22 protein-coding genes and 2 pseudogenes are annotated in these 25,424 nt (G+C 35.3%); 21 read left to right on the top strand and 3 right to left on the bottom strand.

What is annotated here, in order from left to right; translation table 11 throughout:
* Positions 1 to 232: 232 nt before the first annotated feature.
* From HWV59_RS17215 to HWV59_RS17195, 6 genes are all read left to right on the top strand, one after another.
* On the top strand, positions 233 to 1,045 hold the full coding sequence (locus HWV59_RS17215; protein WP_175639602.1) for an SDR family oxidoreductase: 813 nt from the start codon (positions 233 to 235) through the stop codon (positions 1,043 to 1,045).
* A 469-nt stretch (positions 1,046 to 1,514) separates the two neighbouring features.
* On the top strand, positions 1,515 to 1,637 hold the full coding sequence (locus tag HWV59_RS27330) for a hypothetical protein (protein ID WP_268921771.1): 123 nt from the start codon (positions 1,515 to 1,517) through the stop codon (positions 1,635 to 1,637).
* Between the two features lie 827 nt (positions 1,638 to 2,464).
* Complete coding sequence (locus HWV59_RS17210; RefSeq protein ID WP_102229087.1) at positions 2,465 to 3,202, top strand: SDR family oxidoreductase; 738 nt, start codon at positions 2,465 to 2,467, stop codon at positions 3,200 to 3,202.
* Positions 3,203 to 3,301: 99 nt separating this feature from the next.
* A complete protein-coding gene (locus tag HWV59_RS17205; RefSeq protein WP_175639601.1) occupies positions 3,302 to 4,492 on the top strand; it encodes an MFS transporter in 1,191 nt (396 codons plus the stop codon).
* A gap of 114 nt (positions 4,493 to 4,606) precedes the next feature.
* Positions 4,607 to 5,455 (top strand): aldo/keto reductase, encoded by an 849-nt coding sequence (locus HWV59_RS17200; protein ID WP_102229085.1) that lies wholly within the window; start codon positions 4,607 to 4,609, stop codon positions 5,453 to 5,455.
* Positions 5,456 to 5,720: 265 nt separating this feature from the next.
* On the top strand, positions 5,721 to 6,152 hold the full coding sequence (locus tag HWV59_RS17195) for a cupin domain-containing protein (RefSeq protein WP_175639600.1): 432 nt from the start codon (positions 5,721 to 5,723) through the stop codon (positions 6,150 to 6,152).
* Between the two features lie 212 nt (positions 6,153 to 6,364).
* Here HWV59_RS17195 and HWV59_RS17190 read toward each other — a convergent pair whose 3' ends face one another.
* Complete coding sequence (locus HWV59_RS17190) at positions 6,365 to 7,258, bottom strand: LysR family transcriptional regulator (protein ID WP_175639599.1); 894 nt, start codon at positions 7,256 to 7,258, stop codon at positions 6,365 to 6,367.
* Positions 7,259 to 7,642: 384 nt separating this feature from the next.
* Here HWV59_RS17190 and HWV59_RS17185 point away from each other — a divergent pair, with 384 nt between their 5' ends.
* The 11 genes and pseudogenes from HWV59_RS17185 (at position 7,643) to HWV59_RS17140 (ending at position 19,567) form a co-directional block, all read left to right on the top strand.
* A complete protein-coding gene (locus tag HWV59_RS17185; protein WP_102229082.1) occupies positions 7,643 to 7,831 on the top strand; it encodes a hypothetical protein in 189 nt (62 codons plus the stop codon).
* Positions 7,815 to 8,895: pseudogene (locus HWV59_RS17180) on the top strand (PQQ-dependent sugar dehydrogenase). The gene HWV59_RS17185 and the pseudogene HWV59_RS17180 overlap by 17 nt, the downstream one beginning before the upstream one ends.
* A gap of 342 nt (positions 8,896 to 9,237) precedes the next feature.
* Entirely contained in the window at positions 9,238 to 10,476 is a 1,239-nt protein-coding gene (locus HWV59_RS17175) for an MFS transporter (RefSeq protein ID WP_235991769.1), read from the top strand.
* Positions 10,477 to 10,889: 413 nt separating this feature from the next.
* A complete protein-coding gene (locus tag HWV59_RS17170) occupies positions 10,890 to 11,924 on the top strand; it encodes a LacI family DNA-binding transcriptional regulator (RefSeq protein WP_175639598.1) in 1,035 nt (344 codons plus the stop codon).
* 102 nt (positions 11,925 to 12,026) lie between these two features.
* Positions 12,027 to 13,259: an ABC transporter substrate-binding protein gene (locus HWV59_RS17165; RefSeq protein ID WP_175639597.1), complete on the top strand. Its 1,233-nt coding sequence runs from the start codon at positions 12,027 to 12,029 to the stop codon at positions 13,257 to 13,259.
* Positions 13,260 to 13,421: 162 nt separating this feature from the next.
* Complete coding sequence (locus HWV59_RS17160) at positions 13,422 to 14,261, top strand: carbohydrate ABC transporter permease (protein WP_235991842.1); 840 nt, start codon at positions 13,422 to 13,424, stop codon at positions 14,259 to 14,261.
* Complete coding sequence (locus tag HWV59_RS17155; RefSeq protein ID WP_175639595.1) at positions 14,261 to 15,079, top strand: carbohydrate ABC transporter permease; 819 nt, start codon at positions 14,261 to 14,263, stop codon at positions 15,077 to 15,079. The genes HWV59_RS17160 and HWV59_RS17155 overlap by 1 nt, the downstream gene beginning before the upstream one ends.
* An 81-nt stretch (positions 15,080 to 15,160) precedes the next feature.
* A complete protein-coding gene (locus tag HWV59_RS17150; protein WP_235991768.1) occupies positions 15,161 to 17,356 on the top strand; it encodes an alpha-galactosidase in 2,196 nt (731 codons plus the stop codon).
* Positions 17,357 to 17,478: 122 nt separating this feature from the next.
* On the top strand, positions 17,479 to 18,966 hold the full coding sequence (locus HWV59_RS17145) for a glycoside hydrolase family 32 protein (RefSeq protein WP_175639594.1): 1,488 nt from the start codon (positions 17,479 to 17,481) through the stop codon (positions 18,964 to 18,966).
* Between the two features lie 135 nt (positions 18,967 to 19,101).
* Positions 19,102 to 19,307 (top strand): annotated as a pseudogene (locus tag HWV59_RS27110) (TetR-like C-terminal domain-containing protein); the annotation flags it as partial.
* Positions 19,308 to 19,354: 47 nt separating this feature from the next.
* A complete protein-coding gene (locus tag HWV59_RS17140; RefSeq protein WP_175639593.1) occupies positions 19,355 to 19,567 on the top strand; it encodes a hypothetical protein in 213 nt (70 codons plus the stop codon).
* Positions 19,568 to 19,771: 204 nt separating this feature from the next.
* Here the strand turns inward: HWV59_RS17140 and HWV59_RS17135 are convergent, their stop codons facing one another.
* Both HWV59_RS17135 and HWV59_RS17130 read right to left on the bottom strand, forming a co-directional pair.
* Positions 19,772 to 20,953 carry an MFS transporter gene (locus tag HWV59_RS17135; RefSeq protein ID WP_175639592.1) on the bottom strand — a complete coding sequence of 394 codons (1,182 nt, stop codon included), beginning with the start codon at positions 20,951 to 20,953 and terminating at the stop codon, positions 19,772 to 19,774.
* A 91-nt stretch (positions 20,954 to 21,044) separates the two neighbouring features.
* The gene (locus HWV59_RS17130; RefSeq protein ID WP_102229073.1) at positions 21,045 to 22,025 is read right to left on the bottom strand and encodes an aldo/keto reductase; all 981 of its coding nucleotides are present in this window, start codon (positions 22,023 to 22,025) and stop codon (positions 21,045 to 21,047) included.
* A 188-nt stretch (positions 22,026 to 22,213) separates the two neighbouring features.
* Between HWV59_RS17130 and HWV59_RS17125 the strand changes: the two genes are divergently transcribed.
* The 4 genes from HWV59_RS17125 to HWV59_RS17110 all read left to right on the top strand — a co-directional run bounded on the left by HWV59_RS17125 (position 22,214) and on the right by HWV59_RS17110 (position 25,296).
* Positions 22,214 to 23,116, top strand: a complete 903-nt coding sequence (locus tag HWV59_RS17125; RefSeq protein WP_102229072.1) for an AraC family transcriptional regulator — start codon at positions 22,214 to 22,216, stop codon at positions 23,114 to 23,116.
* Positions 23,117 to 23,442: 326 nt separating this feature from the next.
* Positions 23,443 to 24,537 carry a type III polyketide synthase gene (locus HWV59_RS17120; RefSeq protein WP_175639591.1) on the top strand — a complete coding sequence of 365 codons (1,095 nt, stop codon included), beginning with the start codon at positions 23,443 to 23,445 and terminating at the stop codon, positions 24,535 to 24,537.
* Positions 24,538 to 24,543: 6 nt separating this feature from the next.
* Positions 24,544 to 25,092: an isoprenylcysteine carboxyl methyltransferase family protein gene (locus tag HWV59_RS17115; RefSeq protein ID WP_102229070.1), complete on the top strand. Its 549-nt coding sequence runs from the start codon at positions 24,544 to 24,546 to the stop codon at positions 25,090 to 25,092.
* A 114-nt stretch (positions 25,093 to 25,206) separates the two neighbouring features.
* Positions 25,207 to 25,296 (top strand): Fur-regulated basic protein FbpC, encoded by a 90-nt coding sequence (locus HWV59_RS17110; protein ID WP_102229069.1) that lies wholly within the window; start codon positions 25,207 to 25,209, stop codon positions 25,294 to 25,296.
* The last annotated feature ends 128 nt before the right edge of the window (positions 25,297 to 25,424 follow it).

Raw genomic sequence — 25,424 nt, 5'->3', positions numbered from 1 at the left:
TATATTAGTAAAACCAGAATAGAAACTTATAATCCTTACTTTAAAATAGTATAGCAACTAAATACGTTTTAACTAGAGCAATAATTTTTCAGTAGTTGTTATGAATTCAATGAAAACGTATACTTTTAATGTGAATCCTGTCAGGTTACTTAAGGACAAATTTCAAAATGATAGGATACGTATAAAATATGGGACTTATACATATAGCATTTTCTTAAAGGAGGATAACAAAATGGAACATAGAAAAGTTGTAGTGATAACAGGTGCAACAAGAGGAATTGGTCGAAATATGGCTCTGTTTTTTGCTGAAAAAGGATATATAGTCATTGGAACTGGAAGAGATTCTGAAAGGTTAAACGCAGTAAAAGCTGAACTAGATACATATTCTTCTGAACATTCAATGATATCAATGGATATAACACAACCTAAAGAAATTAAAAATGTAGTCGAATCTATCATGAAACAGTATGGGAAGATTGACGTTTGGATTAATAATGCCGGTGTATTCAAAGCAATAGGTCCTACTTGGGAGGTGAAAAGTTCGGATTGGATAAATGATGTCACCACGAATTTATTTGGTACTTTTCATTGTGTTCAAGCTATTGTTCCAGTAATGATTAGCCAAGGTTTTGGAAGTATGATAAATATTGTCGGAGGTGGTACTGTAGGAGCATTTAAATATGGCAACGGATATGGAACATCCAAAACAGCTGTTGCTAGATTAACAGAGAATCTATCTGAGGAGCTAGATGATACACCTATTAAAGTATTTGCATTAGATCCAGGCTTAAATGATACAGATATGACACGTTATCAAAGAAACACAGAAGTTGGTCAACGTTATTTAAGTGATATAGAGGATTTATTTGAACAGGAAATAGATGTCTCCCCATTTCAAGCACCACAATTCGCATACTATATGGCAAATGGAGAGCTGGATCTCTATAAGGGAAGAGTGGTTTCTGTATATGATCAGGTAGAGGTTTTGAAAGAGAATGCTAACTCCATGGATCAAGACTTTTATAAACTTCGCTTAAAAAAGTAGGCTGTTTTTGAAAAGGTTATGGCTTTTAAAACACTATTTTAACTCTTCAGCGGAATGGAACGGACTTATTTTCAACCTTCTTTTCGATGTGAAATTAATCTTGAGAAATGATCAACAGGTATCGGATCTGATAAATTCATATTTTGGATGTGGAAAATTAATACTAATAATGGAATGATCTATGATTTAATAAATAAATGTATCATCCTTCGACTAACAGGGCCAATAATTAATTAGGTTCTTTTAGTCGAAGGGTTTTTTATTCCAACAAAATGCAAGTATGTGAAATATAATGTGAATCAAGATGTAAAAAATATGTAGAAAAATCCAATAAATTGACAATGAAATATATGTTAAGAATTCAAATAAACGGGAAAAACATAAAAAACAGAAAATTATCACTAGTTACTACAGAAATTAGTGTAAAATCACTTTTTTACCAAACAATTATCGATTGGAGGACTTGGAAATGAGAATTAATAAACCTGAATGGCTTTTGCTTAGCAAGGAAATAAAGGTGAAACTTATTCGCTTAGCAGTTTTGGAAAACGAAATGAAGTCCTCTAAAAAGATTATAAACTCAGGGGGATAGGCATTTAAAGTTGAATTTCCCACTTCTTTATGGACTTATTAAACAGGATAGCAAAATGAATAATTGCAGTCTATTATAAAAAAAGTGAACTTTTCCCTAAGAAGTAAAAAAGATGATTAGCCTACTATTATTGGCTTACAATGCAGTTAACCCTATAGTGGCTTTTTAATGAAATTTAGTAATTAGAAAACTAATTGATGATAAATATAAGAGAGTATTTCTATACTTCTAATTAGGAATTTAAAAGTATTGTTTTAATTTCTTTTAAAATACCACCGTCAAGTAATCCCCTGTCAAGTGTTTAGTTACATCGTCTTCGTTAACGCTGTAGAGGTGATATATCGCATATTTGGATATATCGTAACTGTACTTCTTTTATTAATCGTGCAATTTCCCCGCCACCTATAAACATCAACACTTATTGTTTTTCCATGGAATGAAATACTGCTTCTAATCTATCAACCATTTCAACGATTGCTTCTGCTCACTTTCGAAAAAGCATTCCATTATCTGAGAGTATGATATTGTGACTACTATGAATAAATAATTTTTTCCGTAACTGTTGTTCTAGGTCTTTTCATTGTCTTGATAAGGTCTGCTGTGCAAAAAAATTAGCTGTACCTGTAATGCTTCCTTCTTTGCAACGGTAAGAAAATATCGCAACACTCTTAATACCAAACCCTCTTTTATATTGTTTTAGTATAAATGCAGAAATGCTCATTAAGCATAACTTGATATGTAATATAGGTATTTGTTATATAGAAAAGGCACAGGTAGAATAGATAACAAAGTTTGAAAACAGCAGTATAAAGGGGATGTTATATTTCATGTCTACTATTCAAGATAAAGTAGTTATTATTATGGGGGCATCAAGTGGAATTGGAGAAGCAACCACCAAGAAATTGGCACAAGAAGGGGCAAAATTAGTCATTGCAGCCCGTCGTAAAGAACGCTTGAAAGAACTTGTTGAATTCTTACCGAAAGCTGATATTTCATATGCTGTTGCAGATGTAACAAATAAAGATGACGTCCAAGCTGTTGTTGATTTGGCAGTCGAAAAATATGGACGTGTGGATGTACTTTTCAATAACGCTGGAATCATGCCTCAGGCGCTACTTTCTGACTTGCGCATGAATGAATGGCGTGAAATGTTAGATATCAACGTTATGGGTGTTTTAAATGGAATTGCTTCGGTGCTGCCTATCATGCAAAAACAACAATCAGGTCAAATTGTTACAACTGCTTCGGAAGCTGGACATGTCGTTTTTCAACAAGGTGCTGTTTATAGTGGTACGAAGTTTGCTGTTCGTGCAATTATGGAAACATTGCGTCAAGAGGAAAGTAAAAATAATATTCGCAGCACGCTGATCTCTCCTGGAACAGTAGATACGGAGCTTCATACAACGATTACAGACCCTGAAAGACGTAATTGGATAGAGGAACTTCAGCATAAAATTGGCTTAAAATCAAGTGATGTAGCAGACGCTGTAGCTTATGCTATTGGTACACCTGATACGGTGAATGTAAGTGAAATTCTTTTGGTACCATCAAAGCAAGTTGAATAATGAGTAATCAAACTAAGGTATTTTCTTCTTAACATACCCTCATAATTCCTTGGAGTAATTTATTTAATTGTACAAAATTGAAGATAGGAGTTGTGATTGTTGGCTAAACGAAATAATTTACTTATATTTATTTTAACCATAGGAGTTTTCGGTATCTTAAATACCGAAATGGGGGTTATTGGGTTAATGCCTTCCATTGCTGATCAATTTAATGTCAGCATATCAACAGCAGGGTTAACGGTGAGTCTTTTTGCAATTGCAATTGCTATATCTGGTCCAACGATGCCGTTATTGTTTTCCAGGATAAATCGTAAGAAGGTAATGTTACTTGTATTAGGAATTTTCATTCTAGGGAACATCGTATCCATATTTATAACTAACTTTACCGTTCTATTAATTGTTCGTATCATTCTAGGCTTTTTTCATCCAATTTATTGTTCTATGGCATTTACAGTTGCTGCTTCCTCAGTAAGTAAAGAAGAAGCTCCAAAAGCTGTTTCTAAAGTATTTATAGGAGTATCTGCAGGTATGGTAGCTGGAGTGCCGATCGCAAGTTTTATTGATAGTGCCGTTTCATATGAATTGGCGATGGCATTCTTTGCAATTGTTAATGCTTTTATGTTTATTGCAACATTGATTTTTATACCATCTATGCCTGTTGAAGAAAAACAATCTTATGGTGAACAACTATCCATAATTAAAAAACCTATTTTATGGCTTTCCATTGTAGCTGTTATTTTATTAAATTCATCGGTATTTGGAGTTTATAGTTATCTTGCAGGATACTTGGAAACTGTTACGAATATGTCTCCGAATTTCATTAGTTTAACATTATTCATCTTCGGAGGAGCCAACATAATTGGAAACATTGTCTCTGGGAAGTTACTTACTCAGAGTCCCGTTAAATCTATACTATCTTTCCCGATGATAATGAGTGCGGTTTACATTATTTTATTCTTCACAGGACAATTTGCTGTACCAATGATAATTTTAACGATTATTTGGGGAATCGTGGCTGGAGGAATAATGGCAAATATTAATCAATATTTGATTGCTTCTGCAGCTCCTGAAGCGCCTGATTTTGCCAATGGTTTATTTATATCAGCATGTAACGTAGGAACCACGGTGGGTGCTGCTGTAGGCGGGTTATTTATATCAAAAATGGGTACACAATATGTTGTATTAGTAGGAATCCTCTCATTAATTCTGAGCTTAATAGCAATTTCACTAAGAAACTATGTGTTTAGTCCAACAAAACACATTTCTAAATCTGCTATAGCACATGATTAAATTAACATAAATAATGGAGAATTCAGAGATCAGTAAAAGTAATTCCTGGCCTCTGATCCATTTTTAAATCATCTAAAAAATAAGTTATTAAATTTTCAGATGAGGAGTGAAAAAATGAATAAAGTATCAATTGCAGGCAGGGAAGTTTTTCCTATAGGCTTAGGTACTTGGAATATGGGAGACGAAGCAGATAAATTCGAACAAGAAGCAGAAGCAATAAGAGCTGGTCTTGATTATGGTGTTCAAGTTATAGATACAGCTGAAATGTATGGAGATGGAAAAACAGAGAGATTAGTTGCACATGCTATAAAACCTTATAACCGTGAAAATTTATTTCTCATTTCAAAAGTTCTTCCTTCAAATGCCTCAAAAAAGCAAATACCGATTTGTTTAGATAATAGTTTAAAAAGATTAAATACCGATTATTTAGATCTATACTTACTCCATTGGAAAGGGAATATTCCGATTGAAGAAACGATTGAAGCCTTAGAGAAGGCGAAAAGTCATGGGAAAATCAAGTCATGGGGTGTTTCTAATTTAGATGTTGATGATATAGAAAAAATAATAAAATTGCCTAATGGAATAAAATGTACATCAAATCAAGTACGTTATAATTTGGGAGATCGAGGGATTGAATTCGATTTAGTACCTTTGATGAACAAACTTGAAATGCCATTAATCGCCTATGCTCCAGTTGCACGAGGTGATAGCCTGGGTACTAATCTAACGAAACAAAAAGTTTTAAAGAAAATTGCTGAAAAATATCATGCCAATATTTTTCAAATTTTATTGGCATGGTGTATTCGAAATGGGCAAACTATTGCTATACCTCAATCTAGTAAAACTGCTCATGTAATAGATAATGTGAAAGCAGCTAGGATTCAATTAGCACATCAGGATTTGAAACAAATAGACTCAGTCTATCCGAAGCCTAAGATAAAACAGCCACTTGCTTTATGGTAGGAAGAGAATGTTGTGTATGAATGTACTTAAAGTAAGGAAATTAAACGATTTACGGAAAATATATTTTTAAAAGAGAATCGTCTTCATATGATTCTCTTTTTGCGTGGTAAATTTATTTTGTTCTAATTAAAGATTATAAAAAGTAGATTTGACCTAGAGTTCACTCTAAGTAGTATTGTACTGTATGTGGGCTATCCGAAACATTGAAAGCATTAAATCTCATCAATGAATTATACCTAAAAGATAAGAATTGGAGGAATTATTAATGGCAATACATGAAGATGTAAAAAATGGCGTTATTTTTCCAGTGGGTGAAAAAAATGAAGCGTTTGCCCAATATTTTGTGGGACAAAGCTATCTTAAATCATTAGTTTCTGACCCTAACGTGAATGTTGGTGTTGGGAATGTAACCTTTGAACGAGGGTTCAGATATAATTGGCATATTCACCATAATGGGTTCCAAATTTTATTAGTAACTGGTGGCGAAGGTTGGTATCAAGAGGAAGGAAAACCTGCTCAATTTTTAAAAGTTGGGGATGTTATTGTGACCCATGATGGCGTAAAACACTGGCATGGTGCTGCTAAAGACAGCTGGTCTGAACACATTGCCATCACTGCAGGTACTCCGGAATGGTTGGAACCTGTCGATGATGAAACTTATAACGAATTATTAAAGGGCTTTGCATTTCTAAAATAGCCTTTGATAATTGAATATAGCCTACAAACGCGTATTAGCTTCCGTTGTTAAATATAGTTTTTAATCGACTCCAGCACAATACAAGATGGGTAATGATAAGATTTAACTTTTTTCAATGTTAGTACCAAAAGCAGCGAAAAATGCTTAACCTAATCCCCTAAAATGGGAGAAACAGAGAGTTTAAACGGCACAGAAAATTGCTCTTGGATACATCAGTTAGAGAATTTCGCCTGAATTGCTTTTAAAAACATATCAGTAGCTGAGGAAAAAACCTGATGCTTTTTCCAAACAATGTTTAAGCTGGATTCAAGTCTAGGCTCTAGCGGCCTAAAACATAGGGTACTATCACTGGAGGTATTTACTATTTTATCAAGGGTTATTGCATAACCAAGACCTTCTTCAACCATGATTGCAGCATTATATGCAAGATTATATGTAGTCACGACGTTTAATTTATCGAAATCTTCACCAAACCAATCCGCAAATTCATTCTTATTCAATGTTTGTTTCATAGCCTGTCGAGAACAGATTAATGGTACGTTTAATAGATCCACTGCTTGAATAGTATCATTAAAAGCGAGAGGACTGTCTTTCCTCATAATAACTCCCCAAACATCTTTTGCCGGGATATTGACATAATTGTACTTTGATAAATCCGCTGGTTGAATTAAGATTCCAAAATCAAGCAAGCCCTTGTCAAGTCGTTCAGTAACATCGTCTGAGTTCCCACTGTACAGGTGATAACGTATATTTGGATAATTTATCTGTAATTCTTTTGCTACACTTGCAATCTGTCTCATAGCGTCCGTTTCCCCACCGCCTATGTAAATTTCGCCACTTATCGTTTCCTCCTTGGAACTAAATTCTGCTTCCAACTTTCCGACCATATCAACGATTTCTTCTGCTCTCTTTCTTAGTAGCATACCTTCATCTGTGAGAATGACACTGTGACTACTGCGAATAAATAATTTTTTCCCTAACTCTTGTTCCAGGTCTTTTAATTGTCTAGACAAAGTGGGCTGTGTCACATGTAAGATATTTGCTGCACCAGTGATACTTCCTTCCCTTGCAACAGTAAGAAAGTATCGCAAAACTCTAAGTTCCATTTAACATTCCTCCTTATATATGTTTTAGTGTACAACTCTAAGAAATGTCTTTCAAGCATATCTCGATATAAGATATGAGTATTAGTTATATAACTTAAACACGCTAAAATAAAAAAGGAGGTAATGTGTTGACTTAGAGAGTAATAATATAGAAGTCTTGAAGGGAATGCCGCAGTTCAACCGGTCATAGATCTCTAGTTAGTATAAAGGCTGAAGGTAGCAACGAAGTAAAGGAACTAACATATATCGAAAGTTATTTAAGAGAGAACAAAATGATAAAGTAGTTCTAATGGAATTCTAATCTTCCTTTTAATCGAATTTTAATCTTTGTGACTTACTGTAAAGATAGTAAACCGTATAGATGAAGGATAGGAGGAAATAGACTTGAAAAAAGTTTTACAAATAGGAGCATTGGTTTTATTAAGTGGCATTCTCGCTCAAAATCCTGGTTATGTTCAGAAGGAAAATCAATCTATGAGTCAGATTGAAAAGACTGTAACAAGCGATCAGAAACTGGAGCGAACAGAAAACGGTAAAAAGCGGGTGGTATTCATTGATGATAAAAAAATCTAGTATCTTTATAGTTGTAGCTCTTTTACTTGTAGGATGCTCTCAAAATGAACAGAATTCAATTGATAGCGATCAAAATGATTCGGATGTACAGGAGAATGAAGTACATGAAGTTATCGCGGAAAATCTCGAGTCACCTTGGTCAATAGTAAAATATGAAAATACATTTTATGTTACGGAAAGGGAAGGAGCTATTGTAAGAATTGAAAAAGGAGAATTAGAGAGACAAAAGGTAGAACTTAAGGAAGAACTTTCGACTGCCTCGGAAGCAGGATTATTAGGGTTTGTTCTTGCTCCTGACTTTAATGAAACTAACATGGCATCTGCTTACTATACGTATGAAGACAGCTCAGGACAATTTAACCGTATTGTAACACTGCGATTGGAAAATAACGTTTGGATAGAAGAAACATTGCTACTTGATCAAATTCCTAGCGGCTCTTATCACCATGGAGGTAGAATCAAAATAGGCCCGGATGGAACACTTTATGCAACGGTTGGTGATGCTAGTGAAGCATTAATAGCTCAAGATCCAAATTCATTAGGTGGGAAAATACTTAGAATGAATCTTGATGGGTCAATTCCCAGTGATAATCCTTTCTAAAATTCTTATATCTATAGTTACGGTCATCGAAATCCCCAAGGAATTACCTGGACGTCTGAAGGTAATTTAATTGCCAGTGAACACGGAAACGATGCAAATGATGAGATTAATAGGATAGAAATTGGTCAAAATTATGGTTGGCCAATTATTGAGGGTCATGAAGAACAGGAAGGAATGGTTTCACCCTTATTCACTTCCGGTGAAGATGCAACCTGGGCACCGTCCGGCATGGATGTTTATAACAATAAAAGTGTATGTTGCAGCATTACGAGGAACTGCAATACTGGAATTTGATTTAGAAACAAATGAATACCATGAAGTCATAACAGGACTCGGCAGGATGCGTGATGTGCTTATTGAAGAAGATTTCCTTTATTTCATTGGTAATAATACGGATGGACGTGGTGCCCCGCAGGGCAAGGATGATAAATTTTACCGAATTGCGCTTTCGGAAATAGATTAAATGAATGTGTTATATAAACTGCTTTTCTTCTAAACTACTTATGAATTGAATTAGAGAGATTCTTAAAAGGATGGTAGCGCCGTAGCTCCATTCTTTTTTTGTGCGTACATTAGGAGTTAGTGAATCAGGAATATTTCTGTTAACTCCTTTGTTTAGTAAACTTAATATACTTTTTACTCAAAAAGTATGTTTTTTTCTAATTTATTAATGTTTATTTATGAAACAGCTAAAAAATATTGTATGTATGCGTTATATTTAGTAAACTAATGATAGTAAAAATAAAAGTTTACTAGTAAAACTATGAAAACGTTTTACTGTAATTAGAGAATGAGGGAGATCAACATGTTAAAAAATCTTAGTAAGAATTATTGGCTGTTTGGAGTATTCTTTTTTCTTTATTTCTTTATCTGGGCTGCAAGTACGATGTTTCTATCTTTATGGTTAGCGGAAGTTGGCGGTTTAAGTGCAACGAAAACTGGAATCATTTTCTCAGCCATTAGTATCGCTGCTATCTGTTACCAGCCATTTTTTGGTATTCTTGCAGATAAGTTAGGGTTAAAAAAGAATTTGCTTTGGGTGTTTATCTTTTTATTAATGTTTATTGGACCGTTTTTTGTTTATGTATTTCCACCGTTGTTACATTCGAATATTATCCTTGCAGCTATTATTGGTGGCGCTTACCTCGGTGCGATTTTTAACGGCGGGGTAGGAGTAATTGAAGCGTATATTGAGAAAGTCAGTCATGCTGATCATTTTGAGTATGGACGTGTTAGGGTGTTTGGGAATATTGGTGCTGCAACAAGTACGTTTGTTACAGGGCATTTATTTAATACAGATCCCAATTTAATCTACTGGATTTGTACTATTGCCGCTATTTTATTAGCCGTTGCTTTTAGCTTTGCAAAGATGGAGCATTCAGATGTTCATATAACAAAAGCTGAATCAGTCGTACCGAAAGGATCCACTCTAGCTCTTTTCAAAAACAGCAAGTTTTGGTTTTTTACCTTATATGTTGTAGGTGTTGGTTGTGTCTATGACGTATTCGATCAACAATTTCCTGTATATTTTACACAATTCTTTACTACACCAGAAGAAGGCACAGCTGTATTTGGGAACTTAGTTACCTTACAAATTTTCCTCGAAGCAATTGTAATGATTTCTGCACCATTTATTATTAGAAAAGTCGGTGCGAAAAATGCTCTTATCTATGCAGGGTTTATCATGTCATTTAGAATTCTGGGATCCAGCTTTGCAGAAGGAGCTGTCGTTATTAGTCTATTAAAACTACTGCATGCTGCAGAAGTACCGATTTTGTTAGTAGCGGTATTTAAATACATTTCAGCAAATTTTGATATGAGATTATCAGCTACTATCTATTTAATTGGATTCCAGTTTTCAAAGCAAGTCGGCTCGATTTTTTTATCAACGATTGCAGGTAATATGTATGATACAGTTGGGTTTGATAAAGCTTATTTATTACTAGGTGCTGTAGCATTAATCTTTACGATTATCTCAATATTTACACTTAGTGAAAAAAATAAAAGTAGTAAATTAAATGTAAACGCTATTAATGTAGCTTAATTTAGTTTAATAAACAATATTGAAAATAATATTGATTTAATATATCGAGTTTGAATTAAATTTACTGATCGAGCTAATAAAATAAAGCTTATAAAAGATAGATTGATCGCTTTTGTTTAGTAAATATAAATAAGTGTTTAAACTAATATTTACTACCTTTATTTAGTGTGGTAAATAATAAAAAATCCAATTCTCCTTATGGAAAATTGGATTTTTTTGTTTTCCTGTACTCTGTATTTAATAAAGGAACCTTATATAATAGGGCATTTTATGATGAAAACCAGTGTAAAGGAAATTACTAAAAATAGTAATTGTAATAATTTTTTTAGAAATAGCACTTGAATGTAAGCGTTTATCTTGTTATATTTATATTACTATTTAAGTAAAATTTACTAAAAAAGGAGGGTGATGAGATGGCGACGATAAAGGATGTTGCTCAATTAGCTAAAGTCTCAACAGCTACTGTATCGAGATTATTAAATAGTGACCCAACACTGTCTGTTTCTGATAATACTCGCAAAAGAGTAATGGAGATAGTTGGTGAATTAAACTATAAATCATCAAGAAAAAATCGAGAAAAGTCTGATAGAAAAAGAGAGATTCATAATATTGGTCTGATTCTCACTAATACAGAAGAAGACGAAGTGAACGATCCATATTTCATGTCACTGAGAATGGGGATTGAGAGAGCTTGTGAACAATATGGAATGAGAATAACTTCTATTCAAACAATTGGAAATAATGTTCTTGTAGGAAAAGTATTAAGATCCTTAGATGGCCTAATCGTAGTAGGGACAGTTGATGTGAAAGAACTAAGAGGTATTTACTATGAAAATAACAATATCGTTTTTGTTGATTATGAGCCGGAAGACAAAAACGTAGATATTGTGATTTCAAATTTAGAAACAGCGACAAATCAAATCTTGGAACATCTCTTTTATCATGGTCATGAACAAATTGTTTATTTGGGTGGGAGGACTGTTGTAAAAGGGATACACAACAAAGAAACAGGTGAAAAAGAAGATGTACGAAAAACAGTTTTTGAGAAAGTGATGAGAGAAAATAATCTCTATAAAAATGATTGTGTGTTAGTTGGGGAATGGGGCCCAAATGGCGGTTATAAATTAATGCAGGAATTAATCAGAAGAGGACAATTGCCAAGTGCTATTGTTGTTGCAAGTGATCCGATGGCATTAGGTGCTTTTCGTGCATTGCATCAGGCTGGTATTAAAGTCCCGGAAGATATATCGGTGTTTAGCTTTGATGATATCGACTCAGCTGCTTATCTTACTCCGGCTCTATCATCCGTAAAAATCCATTCATTTGAAATGGGGAAAACAGCTGTGAAGCTTATGTATGATCGATTGAAAGGCAGAGAGCTTCCTTTAAAAATTGTTCTTCCTACCGAGCTTGTATATAGGGAGAGTGTTACTAGTAAAAAGGAGTAGTACTTAAAATTTAAGGAGGCGGATCGTTTTACAGAGAATATGAAATCGGTACGACTTTTTAATAAATAAATAATTTTATATAAACGAAACGGGGGAATTCAAATGAAAAAAACATTGTCATTACTAGCGGTAGGTGCTTTATCCATTTCGCTCCTTGCAGGTTGCGGCGGCGGAGAGGGAAGTTCAGGTGGAGACCAAGTGAAAATTGAGTTTTTCCATCATAAGCGTGAAGGAATGCAAACAATTGATAAGTTAATTGCAAAATTTGAAAAAGAAAATCCAAACATTGATGTTGAACAGGCAAGTCCACCTGAACCATCAACTGTATTGCGTACAAGAGTATCAAAAAGTGATATACCGGATATCATCGGTGTTGGCGGTGATGTAACGTATAGTGATTTAGCAAACGCTGGAGTCTTTACAGATGTTACGGAAGATAAATTTCTTGAAAACATTCAGCCTGCATATGTACAAATGCTGAAAGATGTATCAGGAATTGAAGAAGTTTTCGCCGTTCCGTATGTGGCAAACGCTGTTGGTGTTATATACAATAAAGCCATTTTTGCCGAACTAGGACTGGAAGTTCCAAAAACATGGGATGAATTTATTTCAGTTGCTGAGAAAGTAAAAGAAGCGGGTAAGACACCGTTCTTCCATACGTATAAGGACGCTTGGACTACACTTCCGGCTTTTAATGCCCTTGCAGCTAATACGCAAGGAGATGATTTCTACAGTGAATTAAATAAAGGAAATATTCTTGCTGAGGAACGTTACAAAGAAGCTGCAGAAAAACTATTACAATTATCTGAATATGGTCATAAAAATCAACAAGGTGTAGGCTACAATGACGGAAATACTGCATTTGCCAATGGAGAGTCAGCTATGTATCTTCAAGGAATTTGGGCACTTCCGGAAATCAAGAAAGCAAATCCCGATATTGAATTAGGGGTATTTCCATTCCCTGCTACAAACAACACGGATGAAACCAAAGTCATATCGGGTGTTGATTTAATTCTTGGTGTGGCAGCGTCTTCAAAACATCCTGAAGAGGCGAAGAAATTTGTTGAATTCCTACTGAAAGAGGAAAATGCAAAACAATATATAGATGAACAAAATGCATTCTCGGCTATTCAAGGAATTACTCAAGACGATCCAACAGTTGATGACCTTAAAGCAAGTTTTGAAAAAGGTTCATTGACAGACTTTCCAGATCATTATATTCCAACAGGGGTTATGCCGGAAAAAACACTACAGTCATTGGTAATTAATAAAGACGTTGATGAGTTCCTAACAAAATTACAAGCTGATTGGGAAAAAGTACAAGATAGAAAATAACCTATTAAGGGAGAAATTGGGCTCATCCCAATTTCTCTACCTAAATAAGGACGTGAAAACATGAAAAAAGATAATGTTGCTGTTAATAATCCGCATATTTCTTCTACTAAATCGGAAGTGAAAACAAAAAGGAAAATAAGTTCAAGAACAATTGCCTTCTATATGATGGTTCTTCCGGCTTTTCTTCTTTTTGCTACTTTTCATACTTTTCCAGCTCTTCAAGGAATCTACTATTCTTTTACCAATTGGAATGGAATTAGTTTAGATTATGACTTTGTAGGATTTAAAAACTATATCAATCTTTTTAAAGATACAGTTGTAAAAGATTCTTATATTTTTACATTTAAATTTGCAGTGTTTGCCTCGATTCTTGTTAATATCTTTAGCCTTTTAATTGCAGTTGGATTAAATGCAAAAATTAAAGGAAGGAATTTTTTTCGGGCAATTTACTTTCTGCCAAATGTTTTAAGTGTTTTAATAGTGGGCTTTATTTTTAATTTCTTTTTTACAAATATTCTTCCGGATATCGGTGAAAAATACAATATTGAATTTCTAACATCGAATATACTTGGAAATGCTGATCTTGCCTGGATTGGAATTTTGCTGGTTTTTATTTGGCAAGCGTGTGCGTTCAATATCATTTTATATTTATCAGGTCTTCAAACTGTTCCAACAGAATTGTATGAAGCATCAAGCCTTGATGGGGCTAATACATGGCAACAATTCTGGAAAATTACCTTCCCGATCATTGCACCGTTCTTCACCATTAACATGGTGTTATCAATGAAAAACTCACTTATGGTATTTGATCACATTGTTGCCATGACAGGAGGAGGTCCGGGATATGAGACAACCTCTATCTCTCTATTAATTTATAATGGAGGATTTAGCGGAGGAGAATTTGCTTATCAATCTGCTAATGCCGTGATCTACTTTATCCTAATCTTTGTTATTTCTGTATTCCAGTTAAAAATACTTCAAAAAAGGGAGATGGATATGTAATGAAACAAGGAACAAACTTGCCAGTCACAATCTTAATATCCTTGGGAGCACTTCTTATCCTCATCCCTTTGTATATGGCTGTTTCTATTGCGTTAAAAACACCGCAGGAACTTGCTCAATCAGCACTTTCCTTCCCGGTTGGATTTCATTGGGAAAACTTTACGAGAGCTATTGAAGCGACGAATTTCTTTAATGCACTCAAAAACAGCGCGATCATTACAATTTTCACGCTTCTGTTTACGATTCTATCAAACTCTATGGTTGCTTATGCGATTGCAAGAAATATGCACCGGAAATTTTTTAAAGGCTTGTACTTCTATTTCGTCAGTGCGTTGTTTATTCCGTTTCCGATTATAATGCTTCCTATTGTAAAGCAGACTTCCGCACTAGGGCTAAATAATCCTGCTGGTCTTATCTTGCTGTATGTCGTATATGGAATGGCTATGAATATCTTTATCTATGTTGGATACATTCGTTCCATACCGAAAGAACTTGAAGAAGCGGCGATTGTAGATGGATGTAGTACGTGGGGTGTGTTTTGGAAGGTTATTTTCCCATTGTTAACACCTATTAATGCAACAGTCGGAATCTTAACTTGTCTGTGGGCATGGAATGATTTCTTACTGCCATTAGTCATTTTAAGTGATTCAGAACATGCAACATTACCACTTGTACAATATGTGTTCCAAACGGAATTTGGAGCAGATTATAACCTTGCATTTGCTTCATATTTATTAGCCCTTGCCCCGATGGTCATCGTTTATCTATTTGCACAAAGATGGATTATTGGTGGAGTTGTGAAAGGAGCAATTAAATAAAGAAAGGCAGAATTTAAGGGCAGTTTAGTAAACTGCCTGTAAAACTTCGATCAACACTACGCTTTGAGGAGTTGTTTAAAATTGGGAATTCATTATCAAGAGGAAAATAAAGTCTTTCATATAAAAGCCAAAGATACAAGTTATGTCATGCAAATCGTTCGGGATGGTTATTTACTCCATCTATATTGGGGGAAAAAGGTAAACGAATATCGCCATTCAAATCATATCCAGCAGGTCGATCGTGGATTTTCCGGTAATCCATACGAACAGAGGCATGATCGGACATTTTCTTTAGACACATTGCCTCAGGAGTATCCGCAATATGGGAATACCGATTTTCGAAAGCCGGCTTATCAAGTACAGTTGGAAAATGGTTCAACCGTGACAGATCTACGATATGATTCACATACTATTTATAAAGGAAAACGTGCTCTTGAAGGGCTGCCGTCAACATATGTTGAAAACGATCAGGAGTCAGAAACACTTGAAATAACGATGAAGGATTCATTAACAGGCTTAATGGTTGTGTTAAGTTATACAGCTTATGAAAACTTCAATGTTATTACAAGGTCTGCACGCTTAATCAATCAAGGTTCAGAATCATTAAAAGTACTGTCTGCACATAGTCTTTCTGTTGATTTTAGAGATGCGGACTTTGATTTTCTGCATTTGCATGGAGCACATGTAAAAGAACGGTTTATTGAAAAACAACCTCTTCGCCATGGAATTCAGTCCATTGAAAGCACACGCGGTGCAAGTTCTCACCAGCATAATCCGTTTATTGCTTTGTTAAGAAAAGGGACTACTGAGGAGACAGGCGAAGTATATGCCTTTAACTTTGTCTATAGCGGAAACTTTCTTGCCCAGGCTGAAGTTGATCAATTTAAAACAACACGGGTGACAATGGGAATTAATCCATTTGACTTTAGTTGGAAACTAGAACAAGGTGAAGAATTTCAAACACCAGAGGCAGTAATGGTCTACTCTTCCTTGGGACTTGGTGGTATGTCAAGAACCTACCATGAGTTATATAGAACACGACTTGTAAGGGGAACTTATCGGGATAAAGAACGTCCGGTCTTAGTAAATAACTGGGAAGCAACGTACTTTGATTTTAACGCAGAGAAAATCATGGATATTGCTAGAGAAGGAAAAGAAGTAGGAATTGAATTGTTTGTCCTGGACGATGGCTGGTTTGGAAAAAGGAATGATGATACCACGTCATTAGGTGATTGGTTTGTAGACAATGAAAAGCTTCCTAAAGGACTGGATCAACTGGCAAAGCAAATTAATGAAATAGATATGCAATTCGGATTGTGGTTTGAACCGGAGATGATTTCTGTTGAAAGTGACCTTTATCGCGAACATCCAGATTGGTGTTTACATGTTCCTGGGCGAGAGCGATCTGAAAGTAGAAGACAATTGATTCTTGATTTCTCAAGAGAAGATGTATGTAAAGAGATAACGAAAAGAGTAAGTGATATTTTATCGAGTGTACCAATCTCCTATGTAAAATGGGATATGAACCGTCATATGACAGAAATCGGCTCTGCAATTCTTCCGGCCGACCGACAAAGAGAAACAGCACACCGTTATATGCTTGGATTGTATAAGGTGATGGAAGATATCACAACATCATTCCCGGATATTTTATTTGAGAGCTGTTCAGGCGGTGGTGGAAGATTTGATCCAGGTATGCTTTATTATATGCCGCAGACATGGACAAGTGATAATACAGACGCCGTTTCCCGATTGAAAATTCAATATGGAACAAGTCTGGTTTATCCAATTATTTCAATGGGTTCACATGTATCTGCTGTACCAAATCATCAAGTTAACCGGATTACTTCAATGAAAATGCGCGGCGATGTCGCTATGTCCGGGAACTTAGGATATGAGTTAGACTTAACAAAACTAAAAGATGAAGAAAAAGAAGCTGTAAAAACACAAGTAGAGAAATATAAGGAAATTAGAAAGTTAATTCAATTTGGTGATTTCTATCGTCTGCAAAGTCCGTTTGAAGGCAATGAAACATCATGGTTATTTGTAAATAAAGACAAAACAGAAGCCTATGTATTTTATTTTTCCATTTTAGCTGAACCTGCAGCACCATTAAAATATGTGAAAGTAACAGGTATTGATCCAGACAAAACATATCAGGTAGCAGGAACTGATCAGGTGTATGGCGGTGATGAACTAAGCTATGTCGGTTTAAGTATCCCTGCGGAAATACGCGGTGATTTCCAAAGTTATGTTTGGCATTTGAAGGAAATATAAAAACTAAGATAAACAAGTTTACGATGAAAAATTAGTTTGGGGGTTTTCCGAAATGTTAACACATTCTCCACATCCTAATTTTCCATCGTTTTCTTTTGTCTTATTTTTGAGAGGAGAAAATTATGACAGATCATCGAACACGACTTGAGCAAGCTCAAAAAGCAGTAGAAAAGGCAAGTGAAAAGGTAAAAGACACCCCTTATCGGTTAGGCTTTCATATCATGGCTCCTGCACACTGGATTAATGATCCGAACGGATTAATTCAGTGGAATGGTGAGTACCATGTTTTCTATCAGCACCACCCATTCAGTCCAAAAGGTGGTCCGATTCACTGGGGCCATATGAAAAGTAAGGATTTAGTGTGTTGGGAACATCTCCCTATCGCCCTTGCACCTGGAGAGGATTATGACAAAAGCGGCTGCTTCTCAGGAAGTGCAGTAGATCATAATGGAAAGTTGACGCTTATTTATACTGGGCATGTTAATACAGATAGTGAAAAAGATGAGTTTATTGAGTACCAATGTATTGCAGAAAGCACGGATGGTATTCACTTTGAAAAACATCCAAACAATCCTGTCATATCAGAGCCTCCTGAAAATGGATCCCCGCATTTTCGTGACCCAAAGGTATGGCGGCATGATGGAAAATGGTATATGGTATTAGGCAATCGGGTCGATCAATTAGGAAATGTTATTCTTTATGAATCTACCAATCTAGTTGACTGGGAATATAAAGGGGATATTGCTAGAAGTACCGGAAAAATGGGTTATATGTTTGAATGCCCGGATTTCTTTGAGCTGGATGGAAAACACATTCTTTTATTTTCACCACAAGGAATTGAGCCGGAAGGAGATCTCTATCAAAATCTCTACCAAAACGGATATTATGTTGGTGAATTTAGTTATGATACAAAAAAATTCGAATATGGCGATTTTATTGAGTTAGATAAGGGCTTTGACTTTTATGCAGGTCAATCTTTTCTCGATGATAAAGGAAGACGAATTGTCCTAGGCTGGATGAGCATGTGGGAATCTCAAATGCCTGAGCAAGAGCATGGCTGGGCTGGTGCTATGACAATTCCCCGTGAAATTAAGCTAAATGAACACAACAAACTTGTGATGACTCCTATCGAAGAATTAAAAAAACTAAGAGGTGAACACCAATCATTGAACAGAATGGTGATTTCTGAAATTCATCGATTAGCAACTATTAAAGGACAATGTTTGGAGATTATTGCTGAGTTCTCATTAAAAGGATGTTCCGCTAAAAGGTTTGGTATGAATATTCGCACGTCTGAAGACCGTCAAGAAAAAACAACCATTTACTATGATCAAGATTCACAAAAAGTAACAGTAGACCGTAATCACTCTGGAAAGGGAGAATGCGGTATTAGAAGATGTCTGCTTGATCTAAAGGAACGGGAAACGATTATATTTCATATTTTTATAGATCGTTCTTCAGTAGAAGTATTTATCAATGATGGCGAAACCGTGATGACTGCCCGAATCTATCCAGATCCATCAAGTGTTTTTGTGGTATTATTCTCAGAAGAAGGAGAGGTTCAATTATTGAACCTTGATGCCTGGGAGTTAGCAGATATCTGGGGATAATGAGAAAAAAACAATTCAGAACTAAGAAAAAAAGGGGAACCAAATAAATATTTGGATCTTCGTTTTTTTGGAATTTATAAAGTTCTTTAATTGGGTGTCTTCAGGAATTCTTATTGTTTTATTATTTTTCCTAATATGGAATACTTCGAGAGTAATTTTTTGTTCTTTTCAACCATGTTAGCGAGTGAAGAAGCTACATATTTTCGTAGCAGGTTCCTGAGGTTTAATATTGAAGAGTTCAAGAATGATGTCGACATTACGAAAGGGAAAGATTTGGTCAAAATGAAGATGTAATTGTCCAATTCGTTGCAAATGCGTATGTTGGAGTTGTTGAATGGTGGCAGAGAAGGTAGAGGATTTATTAGAGAGGATTGTATAGATTTATAATATGAATAATCTCTCCTCTGCCTATAATTATATAGAATTAGAGCTAACTGTAGGATCCATTTTATCGATAATCAGAAGACGTGCTCTTTACCGTATTAGGTCTAGGACTGCTCAGAAGCCAGATGCTCCTTTTGTTAAACCAGTAGTAAACTTAAAGCAGTGGTTGCAAATCATTGAGCAGCCTTCACCAGAGGAGCTTGAGTATTATAACTAATGGAATATTGTGAATATCAACAATAACAAATAAAGTTTCATTTGAATCAATCTAATAGATCGTCATATATGTAATTTTCTAGATTATAGAAACAAGCCGACCTCCTATAATAAAAGGTAGTCGGCTTGTTTCTAAATTTTATGATACATTAAGAATAAAAAAATAAGAAAAATTGAATACAATTGACATTTATCCAGACTAAGTTTAACTTGTTTCAGATGAAAGAGTATTAGATTTTCGAGGGGGTAGCTTGTTTGTTTTCAAGGTAGTTTTTACAAAAAAGGTGAACATGAGTAATGAAAACAAAACTGACAAGGCACTAACAGTGAACAGCATTTGATAACTCGAGTATTGGGAAACCCAACCTAATATGATCGCACCTAGACCAATGCCAAGGTCAGCTCCTGTGGAGAAAGACGCATTGGCTACACCTGTACGTTCTGGGTTAACAAGACGGAGTGTTGCTGCTTGAAGTGCAGGTTGTGCAGAGCCAAATCCAATACCGTATAAACAAGCCGAAATGATTACTCCAAGTAAATTGACTGAGTAACTTAAAACAATTAGGGAAGTAATGGTAATAACCATTCCCGGAATGATGACAAACGCCTCACTATATCTGTCGGAAAGCTTTCCGGCAAGGGGACGGATAAGGACGAGAGTGGCTGCATATACCAAAAAGAATGTCCCCGAGTTGACCTTTATCGAGTCAGTAAACAGTGGTATAAAGCTAGTTATGCCACCATATGCGATAAACAGCAAAAAGACAGATATTGTAATGGGTAGGACTGATTTTTCGAACAGTTCTATTTTGTTCACTTCTGTTGGACGTGTAAACGTTGTTTTTGCACAGAATGATAAAACTAGTGCTAAGACGGAAATAATGACTGCAATAAGAAATAGAGAATGGTAGGATAAATTTTGAGTGATCCAAAGTCCGAACATGGGACCAATTGCCATAGCTAATGTCATAGCCATGCCAGACCATCCCATCCCCTCTCCGCGCCGACCGGACGGAATTAAATCTGTAACAGCGGTGATGATGGAGGTCGTGGAAACTGCCCAGGTCATTCCGTGCAAGATTCTTAGAATCATTAAAATCATAATTCCGCCCATCCAATTGTACATGTACATAGCTGCTGCAAAGGAAAGGACTCCCCAAATAATAAAGGGACGTCTACCAAATCTATCTAACAATGCGCCTACAAAAGGTCGAAAGATAACGGAAGACAACATAAAGGCACCCATGGCTAGGCCTACCTGTGATTCACTTCCACCTCTTTCGTTTATGTAGAGTGGCAGTGTTGGATACAGCATATAAAACGCAGTAAATAAGAAAAACATCCCTAAAACCATAAAGATAAATGACTTCGACCATAGGCGTTCCAAATCGCATGCCTCCTTTAGTATGATTAAGTCTTTTTGACAAAACCCAATCTACCTATCAAGTAAATTGGGTTTGCTTCTAAACATATTCAAATTAACTATGTCCTACTATTCTATGAGGGACATATGGCTCTTCAAGAAACTCAATTTCTTCAGGTATAAGCTTTACTTGTAAAGCACCTACAGCATCTTCAAGATGCGATACTTTTGTCGCCCCAATAATTGGCGCTGTTATTGTTTCTTTTTGTAATAACCAAGCAAGTGCAATATGTGTTAGAGGAACACCGTGTTTTTTTGCAATAAATGCTACTCGTTCAACTACTAGTCTGTCAGCATCAGCAGTCGCATCGTATTTTGATTTTTGGATTTGATCTGTCTCAGAACGATGTGTGGTAACAGACCAGTCCCGTGTTAATCTCCCTGAAGCAAGAGGGCTATATGGAGTGACACCAATTTTCTCTTCCTTACAAAAAGGCAGCATTTCTCTTTCTTCTTCACGGTAGATTAGGTTGAGGTGGTTCTGCATGGAAACGAACTTCGTCCAGCCATTTTTTTCAGCCACGTATAATGCTTTTTGAAACTGCCAAGCGTACATGGCAGATGCACCTATGTATCTTGCTTTTCCTGACTTCACTATATCATGCAATGCTTCCATTGTTTCTTCAATAGGAGTAGTGTAATCCCAGCGATGGATGATATAAAGATCTACATAATCAGTTTCCAATCTCTTAAGACTTTTATCAATTTCACTCATAATTGCTTTTCTAGAGAGACCAGAACCATTTGGACCTTTATGCATTTGTCCATGTACTTTAGTTGCTATCACAACTTCATCACGATTTGAATAATCTTTCAAAGCTCGACCAAGATACTCCTCACTGGTACCAAGTGAGTACACGTTTGCTGTATCAAAAAAATTAACCCCTAACTCTAGGGCTTTTTTTATGACAGTACGAGATTCTTCTTCATTAATTACCCATTGATGAAGCCATTTGTCAGCGTCCCCAAAACCCATACATCCAAGACAAAATCGAGATACATCTAAGCCTGTATTACCAAGTTTCACATACTCCATTTGATCGTTCCTCTCTTTGTATACTTGTCACATTTATCATAATTACCTACAATTCATTATGTCATAAATAATAATGAAACCGTTATTATATTCCTATCAAGTTTTTGCCTAATCCTCTCAATCATTCTTCCTCATTCAATAAATATCAGATATAATAACCCAAGTTGAAGAAAAGGAGAATATAAGATATGTCTGAAAAAACCCACAAACAAAATAATGAACTTGTTAACCTTATTATGCGCAATTCAAAACAGGATGGTGTCCATTCTACAACAGTACCCTCTTTATTTCTTATCCGCGAATCCATGATTACTGAACCCATTTCTAGAGTTAACGAGCCGTCTTTTTGTATAATCCTCCAAGGAGAGAAGGAGGTCTTATTGGGAAAGGAACGCTTTTTGTACGGTTCCGGTCACTATATTGTGGCATCCGTTGACTTGCCGGTTACAGGACAAGTGGTTAAAGCCTCAAAAGAATCACCCTATCTAGCTCTCAAACTTGAATTTACACCAGGCCAAATTTTGAACGTACTAAATGAAACAAATATTAAATTTATACAGGAAAAGAACACTAAAAGAGCTATGTTTGTTAGCGAAGTAGAACCGTTTTTGATAGATGCAGTTCTAAGATTAGCTCGTTTAATAGACAATCCAAAGCATATTCCTGTCCTTGCTCCATTAATAAAAAAAGAAATTATCTATTGGATCTTACAAGGTCCACATAGTGGATCTCTTGAGCAAATAGCAGTAGAAGGTAGCAATGCGTCTAGAATAAGAGAAGTTATAGACTATCTTATAAAAAATGTAGAAAAGTCTCTTCGAATTGAGGAGCTTGCCGAAATTGCCAATATGAGTGTTTCATCGTTACACAGACATTTTAAAGATGTAACCGCATTGAGTCCCATTCAGTTTCAAAAACAATTGAGATTGCAGGAAGCTAGGCGTTTGTTATTGGATGATCCAACAGATGTAGCAAACGTTGCATTTAAGGTGGGGTACGAGAGTCAATCGCAATTCAGTCGAGAATACTCCCGGATGTTCGGATTGCCACCTAGAGAAGATATAAAACGAATGAGAGATAATTACATTTAATGGAAAAAGACTACGTGTGGGAAGGTTGACTTAATGTCTTTAATAACGATCTTCAGTAATAGAAACGCGATTGCTACTGTTTAAGATTCTATATCATGTGAAATAAAAAGAATTATTAAATTAATTAAGTTTTATTAGATATATTAAAATTATATTCCCATCAAATTTTAACAGGGCAGGGGTATGATATAAAGTCTAAAGTCAACTAACCTCTCAAGTCGGAGAGGTTTTTATTTTTGGATAAATTTAGCTTCTTTGGAAAAAGTAAAGTAAGTAAATACATTTTGATGATATTACTGCTTGAAGAATAATGAGGTGAAGTGACTTTGGCCTATATCTTATCGGTAGGAAAATCTATTCCTCAATATGAATTGACTCAAGATTCAACTATAGAATTTGCAAAAGAAATATTTGAGGATTCATTTAAAGATTTTGATCGCCTTTTACCCGTTTTTAAAAATGGTGAAATAGAAAAACGGCAATTTGCACAGCCTGTTGAATGGTACAAAAAGCCCCGATCGTTTGAAGAGAAAAATAATCTTTATATTAAAACAGCAGTGAAACATGGTATTGAAGCGGTGGAAAATTGCCTTTCTAATAAAGCGTTATTACATAGCAATATCAAGTATGAAGAGGTTGATGCACTCTTTTTTGTAAGCACAACTGGATTATCAACTCCAAGTATAGAGGCAAAAATAATGAATGCCTTGCCTTTTAAAGAAACGACAAAGCGAATTCCAATCTGGGGATTGGGATGTGCTGGAGGGGCTTCAGGCTTGTCTCGTGCTTATGAATATTGTAAGGCCTATCCAGACTCGACGGTTCTTGTTATTTCAGTGGAATTATGCAGCTTAACTTTTCAACATGATGATAGGTCAAAAAGTAATTTAATTGGTACATCCCTTTTTGCAGATGGTGTTGCATGTACTTGTGTGGCGGGAAAAAATGTTGATTGGAAATCAAAATCCAAATTACATTCTGTCCCTAAAATACTTGATACAAGATCAACAATGATGCGCAATTCCGAGGATGTAATGGGGTGGGAAATTAAAAATAATGGGCTGTATGTTATTTTTTCACGAGATATTCCTTCGATTATTAAAAAGTGGCTTCGACCACAAGTTATTGATTTCTTGGAAGAAAATAAAATGAAATTAGACGATATAAACCACTTCATTGCCCATCCGGGAGGAAAAAAAGTAATCGATGCTTATAAAGAAGGTCTTGGTTTTTCAGAAGAACAATTACAAATTTCAAAAGAAGTATTAATAAACCATGGAAATATGTCATCTGTAACGGTTATGTATGTTTTAGAATTATATCTCCAAAGGGAACTAGGTAAAGCGAAAGAGTATGGTTTAATTGGTGCTCTCGGACCTGGATTTAGCTCTGAAATGTTACTTGTTCAATGGGAGGAATGATAAGGTATGTTTTACATTGTCTTTTTCTTTTTAATCGCACAAAGAATAACTGAGCTGTTTATTGCAAGAAAAAATGAAAAGTGGATGAAGAATAGAGGTGGAATTGAGCATGGAAGTGACCATTATCCTTATATTGTGTCCTTACATCTGCTCTTTTTAATCTCCTTTTTTATAGAAGTGCAAGTTTTTCAAAGAGGGTTAACAGACATATGGATTGTTATGTTTCCAATCCTGTTTTTGACACAGGTTTTACGGTATTGGGCAGTATTTTCACTAGGGAATTATTGGAACACGAAAATAATGATTGTTCCAGGTGATGTGGTCATTTCACGGGGACCGTACAAATTTGTAAAACATCCGAATTATATTGTTGTAGCGGTTGAAATTTTATTACTACCTTTATTATTTCATGCGTATATAACTGCAATTCTGTTTACGATCATGAATGTAGTGATGATGACGATAAGAATTCCTGCTGAAGAATCCGCTCTTCAAACATATACGAATTATCATGAAGTCTTTCCGGTTAAGTCCAGATTTTCACCGAAAAGGTAACTAAGAAAGATTTTTCTAAAAATATCAAAAGTTCCATTGAAAATGATTATCATTGATGATAGAATATGATTGTGTTGAAAATCATTCTCATAAATATGGAGGTCTGCTGCGAATATGACGATGTTATTTGTCGGTTGTACCGTTGTTACGTATAGTCTGTTAATTGGCTACATACTAAAAAATATTGATACCCAAAAAGCATAATAATTTTGAACATTTTATATAGTAGTTTTTAGGCTCACAGCTTGTTGTTGTGAGCCTTTATTCTTTTTTCTACAAAACGATAATAGCAAATTTGCATATAATTCTGTAAAATGTAGTTATCAAATTGA

The sequence above is a fragment of the Metabacillus schmidteae genome (assembly GCF_903166545.1).
Lineage (GTDB): Bacteria > Bacillota > Bacilli > Bacillales > Bacillaceae > Metabacillus > Metabacillus schmidteae.
This window is presented reverse-complemented; position numbering and strand designations above follow the sequence as displayed.

Excerpts from the sequence above, each read along its gene's own strand:
- HWV59_RS17215 (WP_175639602.1), top strand. The coding sequence starts at position 233 with ATGGAACATAGAAAAGTTGTAGTGATAACAGGTGCAACAAGAGGAATT.
- HWV59_RS27330 (WP_268921771.1), top strand. The coding sequence starts at position 1,515 with ATGAGAATTAATAAACCTGAATGGCTTTTGCTTAGCAAGGAAATAAAG.
- HWV59_RS17210 (WP_102229087.1), top strand. The coding sequence starts at position 2,465 with ATGTCTACTATTCAAGATAAAGTAGTTATTATTATGGGGGCATCAAGT.
- HWV59_RS17200 (WP_102229085.1), top strand. The coding sequence starts at position 4,607 with ATGAATAAAGTATCAATTGCAGGCAGGGAAGTTTTTCCTATAGGCTTA.
- HWV59_RS17195 (WP_175639600.1), top strand. The coding sequence starts at position 5,721 with ATGGCAATACATGAAGATGTAAAAAATGGCGTTATTTTTCCAGTGGGT.
- HWV59_RS17190 (WP_175639599.1), bottom strand. The coding sequence starts at position 7,258 with ATGGAACTTAGAGTTTTGCGATACTTTCTTACTGTTGCAAGGGAAGGA.
- HWV59_RS17175 (WP_235991769.1), top strand. The coding sequence starts at position 9,238 with ATGTTAAAAAATCTTAGTAAGAATTATTGGCTGTTTGGAGTATTCTTT.
- HWV59_RS17170 (WP_175639598.1), top strand. The coding sequence starts at position 10,890 with ATGGCGACGATAAAGGATGTTGCTCAATTAGCTAAAGTCTCAACAGCT.
- HWV59_RS17165 (WP_175639597.1), top strand. The coding sequence starts at position 12,027 with ATGAAAAAAACATTGTCATTACTAGCGGTAGGTGCTTTATCCATTTCG.
- HWV59_RS17160 (WP_235991842.1), top strand. The coding sequence starts at position 13,422 with ATGATGGTTCTTCCGGCTTTTCTTCTTTTTGCTACTTTTCATACTTTT.
- HWV59_RS17155 (WP_175639595.1), top strand. The coding sequence starts at position 14,261 with ATGAAACAAGGAACAAACTTGCCAGTCACAATCTTAATATCCTTGGGA.
- HWV59_RS17145 (WP_175639594.1), top strand. The coding sequence starts at position 17,479 with ATGACAGATCATCGAACACGACTTGAGCAAGCTCAAAAAGCAGTAGAA.
- HWV59_RS17140 (WP_175639593.1), top strand. The coding sequence starts at position 19,355 with ATGAATAATCTCTCCTCTGCCTATAATTATATAGAATTAGAGCTAACT.
- HWV59_RS17130 (WP_102229073.1), bottom strand. The coding sequence starts at position 22,025 with ATGGAGTATGTGAAACTTGGTAATACAGGCTTAGATGTATCTCGATTT.
- HWV59_RS17125 (WP_102229072.1), top strand. The coding sequence starts at position 22,214 with ATGTCTGAAAAAACCCACAAACAAAATAATGAACTTGTTAACCTTATT.
- HWV59_RS17115 (WP_102229070.1), top strand. The coding sequence starts at position 24,544 with ATGTTTTACATTGTCTTTTTCTTTTTAATCGCACAAAGAATAACTGAG.
- HWV59_RS17110 (WP_102229069.1), top strand. The coding sequence starts at position 25,207 with ATGACGATGTTATTTGTCGGTTGTACCGTTGTTACGTATAGTCTGTTA.